General features: G+C 39.1%; 12 protein-coding genes. 5 read left to right on the plus strand and 7 right to left on the minus strand.

Features of this window, described 5'->3' with window-relative positions; genetic code table 11:
* Window position 1: 1 nt before the first annotated feature.
* The 4 genes from BTHG_RS15265 to BTHG_RS15280 all read left to right on the plus strand — a co-directional run bounded on the left by BTHG_RS15265 (window position 2) and on the right by BTHG_RS15280 (window position 4282).
* Window positions 2-787, plus strand: a complete 786-nt coding sequence (locus BTHG_RS15265; RefSeq protein ID WP_010677603.1) for a response regulator transcription factor — start codon at window positions 2-4, stop codon at window positions 785-787.
* A 107-nt stretch (window positions 788-894) separates the two neighbouring features.
* On the plus strand, window positions 895-2199 hold the full coding sequence (locus BTHG_RS15270; protein ID WP_010677604.1) for an extracellular solute-binding protein: 1305 nt from the start codon (window positions 895-897) through the stop codon (window positions 2197-2199).
* Between the two features lie 297 nt (window positions 2200-2496).
* Entirely contained in the window at window positions 2497-3375 is an 879-nt protein-coding gene (locus tag BTHG_RS15275) for a carbohydrate ABC transporter permease (protein WP_010677605.1), read from the plus strand.
* A 16-nt stretch (window positions 3376-3391) separates the two neighbouring features.
* On the plus strand, window positions 3392-4282 hold the full coding sequence (locus BTHG_RS15280; protein WP_010677606.1) for a carbohydrate ABC transporter permease: 891 nt from the start codon (window positions 3392-3394) through the stop codon (window positions 4280-4282).
* A gap of 521 nt (window positions 4283-4803) precedes the next feature.
* Here BTHG_RS15280 and BTHG_RS15290 read toward each other — a convergent pair.
* The 5 genes from BTHG_RS15290 to xylA all read right to left on the minus strand — a co-directional run bounded on the left by BTHG_RS15290 (window position 4804) and on the right by xylA (window position 10049).
* Window positions 4804-5412: a YesL family protein gene (locus BTHG_RS15290; protein ID WP_010677607.1), complete on the minus strand. Its 609-nt coding sequence runs from the start codon at window positions 5410-5412 to the stop codon at window positions 4804-4806.
* A gap of 57 nt (window positions 5413-5469) precedes the next feature.
* Window positions 5470-6084, minus strand: a complete 615-nt coding sequence (locus tag BTHG_RS15295; protein ID WP_010677608.1) for a polysaccharide deacetylase family protein — start codon at window positions 6082-6084, stop codon at window positions 5470-5472.
* A 41-nt stretch (window positions 6085-6125) separates the two neighbouring features.
* The gene (locus BTHG_RS15300) at window positions 6126-7109 is read right to left on the minus strand and encodes an aldo/keto reductase (RefSeq protein ID WP_010677609.1); all 984 of its coding nucleotides are present in this window, start codon (window positions 7107-7109) and stop codon (window positions 6126-6128) included.
* A gap of 48 nt (window positions 7110-7157) precedes the next feature.
* Window positions 7158-8657 carry a xylulokinase gene (xylB, locus tag BTHG_RS15305; protein ID WP_010677610.1) on the minus strand — a complete coding sequence of 500 codons (1500 nt, stop codon included), beginning with the start codon at window positions 8655-8657 and terminating at the stop codon, window positions 7158-7160.
* Between the two features lie 69 nt (window positions 8658-8726).
* Complete coding sequence (gene xylA, locus BTHG_RS15310) at window positions 8727-10049, minus strand: xylose isomerase (protein WP_010677611.1); 1323 nt, start codon at window positions 10047-10049, stop codon at window positions 8727-8729.
* Between the two features lie 286 nt (window positions 10050-10335).
* Between xylA and BTHG_RS15315 the strand changes: the two genes are divergently transcribed.
* On the plus strand, window positions 10336-11481 hold the full coding sequence (locus tag BTHG_RS15315) for an ROK family transcriptional regulator (protein ID WP_010677612.1): 1146 nt from the start codon (window positions 10336-10338) through the stop codon (window positions 11479-11481).
* Window positions 11482-11583: 102 nt separating this feature from the next.
* Here BTHG_RS15315 and BTHG_RS15320 read toward each other — a convergent pair whose 3' ends face one another.
* On the minus strand, window positions 11584-12573 hold the full coding sequence (locus BTHG_RS15320) for a glycoside hydrolase family 43 protein (protein WP_087947078.1): 990 nt from the start codon (window positions 12571-12573) through the stop codon (window positions 11584-11586).
* 239 nt (window positions 12574-12812) lie between these two features.
* Window positions 12813-13970, minus strand: a complete 1158-nt coding sequence (locus tag BTHG_RS15325; RefSeq protein WP_010677614.1) for an acetyl-CoA C-acyltransferase — start codon at window positions 13968-13970, stop codon at window positions 12813-12815.
* Window positions 13971-13979 lie beyond the last annotated feature (9 nt).

The raw sequence follows: 13979 nt of genomic DNA on the forward strand, positions 1-13979 counted from the left end.
TATGTTTATCAAAAATATCGTGATTGTTGATGATGAACCAAGAACAAGGCAAGGCTTGCAAAGAACGTTGGAAAGCTGGAATAATGGAGAATTTACAATCCTCACTGCCGAAAGCGGTGAGGAAGTTCTGCAAATTGCGCAAAAGCAAAAGATTCATATTTTACTATCAGATATTCGCATGCCAGAGATGACTGGATTACAACTTTTAAAAACAATAAAGGAAAAAGGGACGTCCCCTGTCGTCATCGTCATATCAGCCTACTCAGAGTTTGAATATGCCCAAGAAGCACTTCGCCTTGGTGTTGTAAACTACCTTTTAAAGCCAATAAGTAAAAGTAAGTTAATTGAGGCGGTCGAGGAAGCGGTACAGGTGTTGGAAAAACAATTCAGAGTAGGAATGATTGAAAAAGTAGTCGACGAAAAAATTGTGGATGCGACAACAAAAATGGATTCAACCACAGATACCATTCGCGAGGCAATGACTTATATCGATCACCATTTAAGAGATGAAATCACTCAAAAAGATGTTGCTGCCCATGTTCATCTAAACCCAAGTTATTTTAGCGTATTATTCAAAGAAAAAGTTAATTTGAATTTTAGTGAGTATGTCACGAGACGTAGAATCCAACGTGCAAAAGAACTTCTTCTATCGACAAAACTGACTATCAACGAAATCGCCGATGAAGTTGGCTATAAAACTGCTAAATATTTCATCAAGATTTTTAAAGAATATGAGGATATGACGCCAACCACATACCGAAAAAACAACGATGAAAGGGCTTTCTAAAAATAGTAGTATTTTTCCCAATCATTGTTCCCTTTTTTAATAGTTCCGAAGAGTGTAGACTTTAAGAGTAAGGCAAAGAGGAAAACAAATTAAGGGGGTTTTGACCAATGAAAAAGAAAGCGTTTACCGCCGTGATGTCTATGGCATTAGTTGGTGGATTAATTTTAGGAGGTTGTTCATCTTCAGATGACACAGCTAAAGATTCCGGTGGATCTAGTGACAAAACAGTCGTAAAAATGATGCATTTATGGCCAGAAGGTAGCTCAAATGCACAGTTCACAATCGTGGATGACATCATTAAGGCTTACGAGGAAGAACACCCTGATGTAGACATTCAAACAGAAATCCTAGGAAACGAACAGTATAAAGAGAAGGTTAAGGTTTTATCTGCTTCAAATGAACTTCCAGACGTTGGAATCACATGGGCTGCTGGATATATGAAGCCTTTTGTAGAAGGTAATATGTTCGCACCCCTTGATGATATTGTTAAAAAAGACAATTTCGTAGCCGGTACACTTGATGCTTTCTCAGTTGATGAAAAGACATACGCTTTACCTTTAGAATTAAACATTACTCCAGTTTATTACAATAAAGAAATTTTTGAGAAATATAACTTAGAAGCACCAAAAACATATGATGAGTTTTTAAATGTCGTTGAGACACTCGTTGATAACGGGGTTACTCCAATTACGTTGGGCAACAAAGACCGTTGGACAGGCTCTATGTGGTATATGTACCTTACAGATAGAATCGGTGGGCCTGAAAGCTTAAATAATGCAATCAATCGTACAGGAAGTTTTGAAGATCCAGCATTAGTAAAAGCTGCTGAAGAAGTTAAAAACCTTGTAGATATGGGCGCATTTGTTAAAGGATTTAATGGTCTATCAAACGATGAAGCAAAAGGTTACTTTATGAACGAACAAGCAGCTATGTACTTAATGGCTACTTGGGAATTACCAAACTATACAACAAGCCCAGACGTGGAGCAGGAATTCAAAGACAAAATTGGTTACTTCAAGTTCCCTACCTATGAAGGCGGTAAAGGTGACATCGATAGCTATGTAGGTGGTCCTGGTGTTGCTTTATTCGTATCTGAACAATCAAAAGTGAAAGACGAAGCAAAAGAATTTGTTTCTTACTTAGTTGATGAATGGGGCAAGCGCTCAGTTGTTGATGCTGGTGTAATCCCTGCAACAGTTGTGGATACGTCTAATGGCGAGCTTGATCAAATGTACATTGACATTCTAAATGATTTAGGCAATGCAACAAACCTAACACTTTATGCGGATGTTCAAATGTCTGCAGGTGTAGCTGATGTTCACTTAAATCAAATTCAAGCATTATTTGGCGGTCAAACAACGCCTAAAGATTTCGCTAAAACACAAGAGGAAGCTCTTGCTGCTGAAAAATAATCATGGCTTAAATGACAGAGGGCATATTGCTTGTAAATATGTCCTCTTCTTTATAGGAGTACAAAAAGTCCGGTGAAATTGACATATATGTAGATGACCTTCGACTAACTACTGACATACCCTATGGCAACGTCGAAGTCACCACATCCTGTGGTAGCTCGTTGGCTTACTTTTCCGCACCTCACGTATTAATAGCATACGTTCCGGTGCTTAAAGCTTCGCCGTCTCGAACGTCTCGGTCCTTTTCATCCTTATTTTTTGAACTTGCATTTATAGAAAGGAAGGGGCAAAACCATTATGAAAAATGTGATGTCGAATAAGTTCGTTATCGCCCTTTATACACTCCCTGCTTTACTTCTCATTTTAGTCCTTATCTATATCCCAATCGTTTTATCTGGCTACTACGGCCTCATGGATTGGGACGGAATTGGTGAAATGAAGTTTATCGGATTAGACAACTACGTTACCTTGATTCAAGATAAATTATTCTGGTCCAGTACATGGCACTCATTTTTATTAGCCATTTTCTCAACCGCTAGCTTACTTCTATATTTGGGCATTTCGCTCGTTTTAGCTAGCAAAATCAAAGGTTCTGACCTTTTACGTAAGATATATTTAATCCCAATGCTTTTATCTTCTGTTGCAATCGCTCAGCTTTGGATGAAAATTTTTGACCCAACAAACGGTATGGCAAATAAATTACTTGAGTTCTTTGGAGTTGAAAATACACCTATTTGGCTAGCAGATCCAAAGGTCGCGCTTTATGCTATCTTTATTCCAATCATTTGGCAGTACGCAGGTTTTTATATTTTGATTTATTATGCAGCATTGAAAAATGTACCTGATGAAGTTATTGAAGCTGCAAAAATCGATGGTGCTAATCCATTACAAATCGCAACTAAAATAAAATTGCCACTGATTTCAGGCGTATTTAAAGTAACCATCATGCTTGCAGTTGTGGGATCATTGAAATATTTCGATTTAATCTATGTTATGACTGGCGGAGGACCAAATGGCGCAAGTGAAGTGATGGCCTCATACATGTACAAAGAAGCGTTCAAATTAAACAACTTTGGTTACGGTAGTGCTATTGGTTTTGGACTATTAGTAATCTGTCTTGTGATGACATGGTTAACTTCGCAATTAACGAAATCTAAAGATGATGTTCAATTTTAAGGGGGAGTGAAACAAAATGAGTGAGGTTCGTACACAACAAGTAACACCAAACCTTTCCACACATAAACCAAAGAAATCCTTCTTGAACAAAATTGGCTTTGGATTTCTTTATCTCTTTTTAGGCGCATTTGCAATCATTCAAATCTATCCATTGATTTGGTTGGTATTCTTTTCACTAAAAACAAACAAAGAAGTTTTCGGGATGTCTCCCTTTGCTTTACCACAAAGCCCACAATGGGAAAACTATACGAAGGCTTGGACCTCTGGAAATATCGGACTCTACTTCTTTAACAGTGTTTGGATTACGGTACTCTCTGTTGTCCTAACAATCATTTTAGCTAGTTTAGTAACATTTGCAGTAACACGGATGCACTGGAAACTTAGTGGACCAGTTCTTGGATTATTTTTAGTGGCTTATATGATTCCATTACATTCAACCTTAATTCCACTATTTAAAATGTACAACAGTGCAAACTTAATTGATAACCCATTATCCATTGTATTATCTTATACGGCTTTTAACTTGCCATTAACCATCATGATTTTACTAGGTTTCTATAAAACTTTCCCTCGGGAAATTGAGGAAGCAGCGGTTATGGATGGCTGTTCGGTCCACCGAATCTTCTTCCAGATCACTCTACCTATGACAGTACCAGTATTATCAACAACAGCTATCATTAACATGATTTACAACTGGAACGAATTCGTATTTGTAAATACATTCATCAGTTCCGACAAGTGGAAGACGTTAACTGTTGGAATCAACAACTTCGTTGGTCAGTATTTAACAGACTGGGGTGCTATCGGCGCAACACTTGTTATCAGTATCGTACCAATCTTGCTTGCATTCCTATTCTTAAGCGATAAGATTGTGGAAGGTATGGCAGCTGGATCAGTGAAAGGTTAATATTTTGAAAAAAGAGAGGTAGGAGAGATTCAAACGAGAATCTCTCCTACCTGTCTTTTTGTTATTGTGGATTAATCTATAAAGCTGTATGTTTAGGCTCCGGAGCTATAGAGGCAGGTTGGAGTACATGCGTTTTTTGTATAAACAATGAAACTTGAAAATGATGAGAAGCTTTTCTCTCGTAAACTACTTGCAGGCGAGACTTCATTTGCCCGATGAAGGACTTTTGCCTCCTAAACTACTTGCAGGCGAGACTTCATTTGCCCGATGAAGGACTTTCCCCTAGTAATCTGTTTCCATTCGAGGCTTCATCACCTCGATGAAGGACTCTTGCCTATTGAATCTACCTCGTTTAGTCCTTCAAGACCTTGATGAAGGACTTTCCGTGTGGGCTCTGGCTCCATTCGGGACTTCATCAGCCTCATGAAGGACTTTCCCTACCAAAACACAACTCTTTCATCACTCCATAACCTCAATGAGGACCCGAACTCAACCGTACGCGCTCATAATTGGGTCTCATCCTATCCTAACCGTTCTTTCTTCCTCTCCATCTTATTAAATGCACGGAAGCACGCGGCCATGATAATTGCGGCAGATAAGCTACCACCGAAGAAAAACCCCAAGCCCGGAATGTATCTCACCACAAAAAACACCGTCACAAGGCTCACAATCATGACAAGATTTTCAAGAGGATTAATCAGCATAAGCAACAATGAATTTTTTAAAATATGAACAATCTTAAGCTCATAATGGACGAACACCGGAATTACATATAACAGCGTCATCACGACTAAAAACATAAACAAATAAATAGGGATTTGAATCGCACTGAAATTCTTCACTACCACTAAATCGAGAACAATAAGGCCACCCACTACTACAATGATCAACCCAAGCCCGTTACTTCTCAAAAATTCAGCTTTATAGGTACTCCAAAAAGTACGAAAAACCGGAATATCGGTTACGCCCATCAACCATTTGCGAATGACAGCAAACATTGCCACTGTCGCAGGAAAGAATCCTAAGACAACGAGACCGACGATTGAGAATCCAAGCCAAAGTAAATTTATATATGCAAATTTTGAAATCCATAGTGTAGCAGCATAGGCACGATTTGCCGTCTTGCTCATCAAATCCCCTCCAACATCATTCCATACATAAATTATCTTAAAATAATTTTATCATAATTACTCGTTAAAAACCCTCAAAAGTTCACTTACAGATACAAACTGATAGCCTTGATTATTCAGCTTCTGAACTAACATTCGGACCGCTTTTACTGTTTGAGATCGATCTCCATATCCGTCATGGAATATCAAAATACTTCCCTCTTTCACACTTTCGAGTGATGCTCTAAAAATATGTTCGACACCTGGCTGCTCCCAATCACGTGCCTCAAAATTCAAAGCACCAATCATGGAATAGCCTTTCTTATCAAGAATCCTACAAACTTGATCATTATAGTCAAAATAAGGAGGTCGAAAGACGACTGGTTTTTGACCAATCAATTCCTCCACAAGTACCTCATTCCGATCAATCTCGCCCAAACATTCCTCATCACTTATCTTTGACAAATATGGATGGGAGTAAGTATGATTTCCGATTTCATGGCCTTCACTAGCAACCCTTTTTACCAGCTTAGGATATTTCTCCATCTCCTCGCCAACCATAAAAAAGGTTGCACGCCCGCCAACATCTTTAAATATCTCAAGGACTTGCGGTGTATAAAGCGGATGTGGGCCATCATCGAAAGTAAACGCGACCACCTTTTTTGAAATGGAGAGCCCCTGAATCATTTCCATTTTTCTCCCTCCAAAAAAAGAACGAGATCAAACTCGTTCTCTTAATATGCACCTCTTATAAAGTCTTTGACATTTTCTTGGTAAAAGCGCTGGATCTTTTCTCTTTCTTCAGCTGAAAATGGTTTTGTTTCCAATGCAGTTAAATTATCTCGAACCTGTTTGACATTTTTGAAACCAGGAATAATAGATGTAATTTCATTGTGATCTAAAATCCAACGTAAGGCAGCACTTGCCATTGAGTTGCGTCCCTCTGCAATCCACGTTAATTGGTCAGCAAGCTCCACACCCTTTTTAAAACCAAGACCGGCGAATGTTTCCCCAACATTGAATGCTTCTCCATTTTCGTTAAAACGACGGTGATCATCTTCTTCAAAAACATGATTAGCTGTAAATTTACCAGTCAGCAAACCGCTTGCAAGTGGTAATCTAACAAGTAAACCGACACCTTTTTTATAGGCTTCTGGAAGTAATGCTTCCAGTGGCTTTTGGCGGAACATATTAAAAATAATCTGCAGGCTTTTCACATTAGGATTTTCTAAGCAAATTAGCCCTTCCTCAACAGTTTCCACACTCACACCATAGTGGCGAATTTTCCCTTCACTTTGCAAGCGATCAAGTACTTCAAACACGCTACCATCCCTTAAAATCTCAGTTGCCGGGCAATGAATTTGGTACAAGTCAATTGCCTCTCGATTTAATCTACGAAGGCTGTCCTCGCAGTAACGACTTACTTGTTCATAACTGTAATTTTTCGGATCAAAAATATCTCCCTGTCGACAGAACTTTGTCGCGATATGTATGCTGTCTTCCTTGCCCTTTGTTGCTTTGGCCAACAGTTCTTCACTATGACCATCACCATATACATCGGCTGTATCAAAAAAGTTAACACCTTGGTCAATGGCATATTCCAAAGACTTTAGCGCCTCAGCATCATTTGTCTTTCCCCATGCACCTCCAATCGCCCACGTTCCGAAGCTAACTTCACTAATCTCTAACCCGGTGTTTCCTAGTTTACGATAGTTCACAGTTATCTCTCCTTTAAAGAAACCCCACGTTATTGTGGGGTTCATTATTTACTTTCTAAACTCTCTTAATTGCTCATTGAGGAGCTTTGTTTGTTGATAAACCTGTTGATACATTGAAAATAACTTCTGGTATGCATCCACGTTTTCAGAAATCGGTTCATATGTTTTTGATGTTTGCAAAAACCTGTCAGCGCATTCTTTTAATGACTCAAACCAGCCGCAACCATATGCTGCAAGCATTGCTGCTCCCATTCCTGGACCTTGTTCAGATGTTAATTTTTCAATTTTCGCGTTAAATATGTCGGCTTGCATTTGTAACCATGTTTCATTTTTGGCACCGCCGCCAATTGAGATGATTGTATCAATCGTTTTGCCACTGTTTCTAAATATCTCAATCGATTCGTTTAAAGAAAATGTGATGCCTTCAAGGACTGCACGTGCGAAATGCTTACGTTCATGGGCTGCATCAATACCGATGAAACTGCCACGAATATTTGAATCTGCATGTGGAGTCCGCTCCCCAACAATGTAAGGAGTGAATAATAGTCCATTGCTACCTGCAGGCACCCCATCGACACCTTCTAAAAATTGATCAAAAGCTTCTTCTTTTGCAAATGTATCCTTGAACCAACTTAAGCTATAGCCTGCCGCAAGAGTCACACCCATCGTATAATACGTGTTTTCCTCGCCGTGGTTAAAATAGTGAACCTTGCCTTCAAAATCAAGGTCATTACGTTCTTCATAAGACAACACTACACCAGAAGTTCCAATACTGCAAAGCGTTTTCCCTTCCGATAAAATTCCTGAACCAATTGCGCCACAAGCGTTATCTGCACCTCCTGCAAACACTTTCGTTGCCTCAGATAGGCCTGTCGCCTCGGCAAACTCAGGTGTAATCGTGCCAACAAATGCATGTGACTCTACTAATGGAGGACAGAAATCAGCTGAAAGACCAAAGCTCTTCAACACTTCCCCACTCCACTCGCGTTTTGCCACGTTCAGCATCAAAGTACCCGCCGCATCAGAATATTCCATATGCACTGCACCTGTAATACGATAGCGTAAGTAATCCTTAGGAAGCATGAACACGCTTGAACGTTCAAAAATCTCAGGTTCATTTTCTTTCACCCACAGAATTTTCGGCAGCGTAAGCCCTTCTAAAGCTGGATTTTTTGTTACCTCTAATAATCTTTCTCTGCCGAAAGTTTCATAGATTTCCTCACATTGCTTTGTTGTTCTTGTATCATTCCATAAAATGGCGTTTCTTAATACATGGTTTTCTTGGTCGAGTAAAACAAGTCCATGCATTTGGCCGGAAAAACTGATTCCTTCAATATCTTTAACATCACCGTCGAATTGGGCAATAAGTTCCTTAAGTCCAGCAGTTGTCTTTTCAACCCACTCTTCTGGATTTTGTTCACTATAACCCGATTTTTCGATAATGAGAGGATATGACTTCGATACTTCACTTGCAACTTCACCATTTTGATTTACAAGTAAAATCTTTACCGCACTTGTTCCGAGGTCCACACCTATAACATATTTCATCTATATCATCCTTTTCTATGAAAATGTGCTGGAGCATCACACTTCCAGCACATTTTAGGTTTCTATAAATTAAGCATTAAGAGTTTCTAATAGATATTGGTTAATCAATGCTTTTAAGCGTTCTGTTCTACCTGATGTATTTTTAATTTCAGTTAATCCAAGTGCATATGCTTCAAGCTCACGGAAGTTTGTTTTTCCTTCCACGATATCTAATCCGATACCTTTTGTAAAGCTGCTGTAGCGTTCTTCAACAAAGCTATCAAGTACTTTGTCTTCAATTAGCTTGTTTGCTACTTTTAAACCAACTGCAAATGCATCCATACCTGCAATATGTGCGTGGAAAAGATCATCTGTATCGAATGAACCTCTTCTTACCTTCGCATCAAAGTTCAAACCACCTTTACCAAGTCCCCCATTTTTCAAGATTTCATACATTGCTAATGTATTTGTGTATAGGTCTGTTGGGAATTCATCCGTATCCCAGCCAAGTAATGTATCTCCTTGGTTTGCGTCAACTGAACCAAGCATACCATTTATACGTGCCGTTCTTAGCTCATGTTCAAATGTATGACCAGCTAGTGTTGCATGGTTTGCTTCAATATTGAACTTGAAGTAGTCAGTAAGGTCATATTTTTGTAAGAATGCTAGACCGGTTGCAACATCGAAATCATATTGGTGTTTTGTTGGCTCTTTTGGTTTTGGTTCGATTAAGAACGGAACATTTAAACCAATCTCTTTCGCATAGTCAACCGCCATGTGGAAGAAACGTGCTAAGTTGTCCATTTCAAGTTTCATATCAGTATTTAGGAGTGTTTCGTAGCCTTCTCGACCACCCCAGAATACATAGTTTTCTGCACCAAGTTCTTTCGCTACCTCTAAGCCTTTTTTCACTTTCGCTGCAGAAAAAGCAAATACATCTGCATTAGGAGATGTTGCAGCACCATGTGTGTAGCGTGGATTTGTGAACATATTTGCTGTATTCCAAAGTAATTTTACTTTGCTTGTTTTCATGTAATCTTTGATCATCGCAACGATAACATCAAGATTTTCATTTGTTTCCTTTAATGTGCTTCCTTCTGGTGCAATATCAACATCGTGGAAAGCAAAGAATGGAACATCTAATTTTTCAAAAAGTTCAAATGATGCTTCCACACGAGCTTTCGCTAAGTCTAATCCTTTCAGGTGATCCCAAGGACGGATTGCAGTACCTACACCAAATGGATCAGAACCATTAGCTGTGAAAGTATGCCAATAAGCTACAGAATAACGAAGAATTTCTTCCATTGATTTACCATTAATTTTTTCTTCTGGATTGTAATATTTAAAAGCAAAAGGATTTGTTGATTTAGCACCTTCATATTTAATTTTGTTTACTGTCTCGAAATAAGCCATGGGGTTATTCCTCCTAATATTTTTGTAGTTTACTATAAAATCGTGTAAATGCTTTCAAAATATTTTAAAGCTTAAAAAGTGATAAGCTTTTCATACCCAGATTATAACACCGTTCACTATGTTTGTCTATACGATAAACTAAGTTTGTTCCATTTTTTTATAAACGTATATTTACCCATTCATTTTAAGCCTAAATCCCCTTACTAGCAACAAGTTTCATATTCATATATCGATTAGACTAAGTTTATGATAAAATAAACATACTACCATATAAGGAGTTTTTAACGTGGGAACGAAGACATGGAATCAACAAGTTGTGAAAAAAAACAATAAAGCACTCGTCTTTCAAATGATTATCGAAAAAGAGCCGATTTCACGGGCTGACATTGCTCAAATTTCAGGCTTAAATAAAACAACAGTTTCTACATTTGTAACAGAATTAATAGAGGAAGATTTAATTTTCGAATCAGGACCAGGTGTCTCAAGTGGCGGCCGTCGTCCAGTAATCCTTCATTTCAATAAAAATGCTGGTTTTGCGATTGGAATCGATATCGGTGTCAACTATGTTTTGTCTGTCCTTACCGATTTAAAAGGAAATATACTAATTGAGAAAAATCAACCCCTTACCCGTACCACCTATGCGACGGTTATGGGCATTGTACAAGATATGATTCAGTCATTAATGGATGAAATGCCCAAAAGCAGATATGGGATTGTTGGCATCGGAGTCGGTGTACCCGGAATTGTGAACAATGAGGGCACCATTCTTCTTGCACCGAACCTTGGCTGGAGCAATATCCAATTTAAAGAAGACCTTGAAAAACTATATGAAGTTCCTGTTATTATTGAAAACGAGGCAAATGCCGGAGCAGTAGGAGAACAGCAATTTGGTGCAGGTCAGGATAATGAAAATATCCTTTATATCAGTGCTGGGATTGGAATTGGTGTCGGAATCATTGTTAATAAAGAACTATATAAAGGAATAAATGGATTTTCCGGTGAAATGGGTCATATGATTATTGATATGAATGGGAAGCGTTGCAACTGTGGCAGTCGTGGCTGCTGGGAAGCATATGCATCAGAACAAGCCCTTCTAGAAATGGCTGACGAGAACATCGATTCATTAGAAACTCTTATACAATTAGCGGAAAACAACGACAAAAAGGCAAAAAGTCTATTTGAAGATATCGGCAATTATTTAGGGTTTGGCATGAACAACATTATCAATACGTTTAATCCAGATCAGGTCATTATCGGAAATCGATTAGCCCTTGCAAAAAAATGGCTCGAAGCACCAATCCGGAATACGATTGAAACTCATACACTCGCATTCCACCAAAACGACCTGCAACTCAACTTCTCAAAACTTGGAAAATACTCAACCTCCTTAGGTGTATCAGCCTTTGTCGTTGATAACTTTATCAAAGGTTAGGAAGAAGGGACAGGTCCACCGTCCCACCCCCCTGTTTTTTTACGATCAGGGGGTCATTTTATGAAAAAAATTCGATAGGCGCACCTATCGAATTCTTCTTTATTATTTTTCGTACGGATCAATCGTTTGGATTGTTCCATCTTCATTGTATTTTAGTTCAGTAAATTTCACGCTACGTTTATGGTTGATACCGTTTGATAAGGAGCAGTCATGATAGAATAAATACCATTTTTCATTAAATTGAACAATTGAATGGTGTGTTGTCCACCCAATAACTGGTGTAAGAATTGTACCCTTGAAAACGAATGGACCCTGTGGATTCTCGCTGACAGCGTATACAATTTTATGTGTTGTCCCTGTTGAATAAGAGAGATAATAAAGACCATTGTATTTATGTACCCATGGACCTTCAAAATATCTTCGGTCTTCATCCCCCGCTAAAATTGGGTTTCCATCTTCATCAATAATGGAAATTTCCTTAGGTTCACTTTTAAAAGTCAGCATATCATCACTTAATTCTGCGACAATTGGGCCTAAAGCTGGTTCTGTAGGAGCTGGACCTTCTGTTACCTCTTCTTTGTATGTTCCAGTCTGCCATTTTTCAAGTTGTCCACCCCATAGCCCGCCAAAATACATATACGCGCGATCATCCTCGTCCACTAAAACAGCTGGGTCGATACTGAAGCTTCCTGGAATATAGTTTTCCTCAGGTGTAAAAGGACCTGCAGGACTAGTGCCAGTGGCAACCCCAATTCGGAAAATACCATCCTTATCTCGTGCTGGGAAGTAAAAATAATATTTTCCGTTCTTATAAGCTGCATCTGGTGCCCACATTTGCTTACTTGCCCATGGAACATCCTTTACATGTAGCACTTCCCCATGGTCTACAACTGGTGCGTCTATATCCTCCATGGATAAAACATGATAATCTTCCATCTTATATTGGTCCCCATTATCATTTGACGGTTCATCATGTTCAAGGTCATGGGAAGGGTAAATATAAAGTTTCCCTTCAAAAACATGTGCTGATGGATCTGCTGTAAAAATATGTGTAACGATTGGTTCGTTAGGTTTCACGTTTTTCACCTTAATATCCTCCAATATTTTTAATGATACTTACACATCCATTATAATCATACTAGGGTGACTTTGTATACCGAAACAACTAACTTTCATAAAAATAAGTTTGTATATATAAAAAGACTCCCACACTGACGGGGAGTCCTTCTTATTCAAATCACAAGTATAGTTAAAGAGGTTATAGAAATGTTTTGCTTCGGTTATTTTCGTTTCCGTCTATCCCATTAGTTTTTTTATGTAACCCTTGGCTTTTAATCCACTTCAATTAAAACCGCTGCTCCTTGACCTCCACCGCCACACATCGATGCAATGCCTCTGCCCCCACCGCGGCGCTTAAGTTCATGTGCAAGAGTTAACACAAGACGGAATCCGCTAGCACCTAGTGGATGACCAAGGGCAATCGCCCCTCCGTTTACGTTCACAACATCAGAAGGAAGCCCTAACTCACGTTGGCTTGCGAGAACAACACTTGCAAAAGCTTCGTTAATTTCGAACAAATCAATATCTGACAGTCGTAAATTTGTCCGATCTAACAAGGATCGAATTGCATTTGCTGGCTGAAGATGTAATGATGGATCTGGCCCGGCCACATACGCCCAGTCGACTATGGTTGCAAGCGGCGACTTGCCTAATTTATCACATGTATCTAAATTAGAGAGTAGACCTGCACTTGCTCCATCAGACATTGGACTAGCATTTCCAGGAGTAATCGTTCCTCCCTCTTCAAATACTGGTTTAAGGTTTTCTAACTTTCCGATGGTCGTTTGTGGACGAATACATTCATCATCGGTTATAAGCTGTCCCGAAACACTAACTTCTGCAATTTCATCCCTAAATACTCCAGCACTTTGGGCCTTTGCTGCCCTTAATTGTGAGCTTAGAGCATATTCATCTTGTTCTGCTCGGTTAATAGATAGTTTACGATTTGTTTTTTCAGATAATCCACCCATTGATGTATCAGAAAGTGCACACCACAACCCATCATTTAACGTATCGTAAAACGATACTGTACCCATTTTTACTTCCCGTCTCAAGTTTGATACGTGAGGGGCATTCGTCATGGATTCAAATCCTCCGACAACGAATAAATCCCCTTCCCCTCTTTCGATACGGCGGGCAGCATCAGATACAGCTGCTAAACTAGCAATACAAACACTGTTAAGTGTTAGAACAGGTGTGTTTATATCAATTCCAGCGTTGACCGCAACTTGACGTGCTGGATTTTGACCTTGCCCAGCCTGGATAACTTGACCTAGTATAACACCATCAGCTTTGGCAGATTCGGGAATACGACGAACAAGCTCCGAAACTGCTGCTGTTCCTAGTTCTGTTGCTGTTTTTGTTTGAAAGCACCCCTTGAACCTTCCAATAGGAGTTCGTACTCCATCAATTAAAACAGTTTTTTTCAATGAAATCAC

The sequence above is a fragment of the Bacillus timonensis genome (genome assembly GCF_000285535.1).
Lineage (GTDB): Bacteria > Bacillota > Bacilli > Bacillales > Bacillaceae_L > Ferdinandcohnia > Ferdinandcohnia timonensis.

Coding starts and splice junctions, on each gene's coding strand:
- BTHG_RS15265 (WP_010677603.1), top strand. CDS start 2: ATGTTTATCAAAAATATCGTGATTGTTGATGATGAACCAAGAACAAGG.
- BTHG_RS15270 (WP_010677604.1), top strand. CDS start 895: ATGAAAAAGAAAGCGTTTACCGCCGTGATGTCTATGGCATTAGTTGGT.
- BTHG_RS15275 (WP_010677605.1), top strand. CDS start 2,497: ATGAAAAATGTGATGTCGAATAAGTTCGTTATCGCCCTTTATACACTC.
- BTHG_RS15280 (WP_010677606.1), top strand. CDS start 3,392: ATGAGTGAGGTTCGTACACAACAAGTAACACCAAACCTTTCCACACAT.
- BTHG_RS15290 (WP_010677607.1), bottom strand. CDS start 5,412: ATGAGCAAGACGGCAAATCGTGCCTATGCTGCTACACTATGGATTTCA.
- BTHG_RS15295 (WP_010677608.1), bottom strand. CDS start 6,084: ATGGAAATGATTCAGGGGCTCTCCATTTCAAAAAAGGTGGTCGCGTTT.
- xylB (WP_010677610.1), bottom strand. CDS start 8,657: ATGAAATATGTTATAGGTGTGGACCTCGGAACAAGTGCGGTAAAGATT.
- xylA (WP_010677611.1), bottom strand. CDS start 10,049: ATGGCTTATTTCGAGACAGTAAACAAAATTAAATATGAAGGTGCTAAA.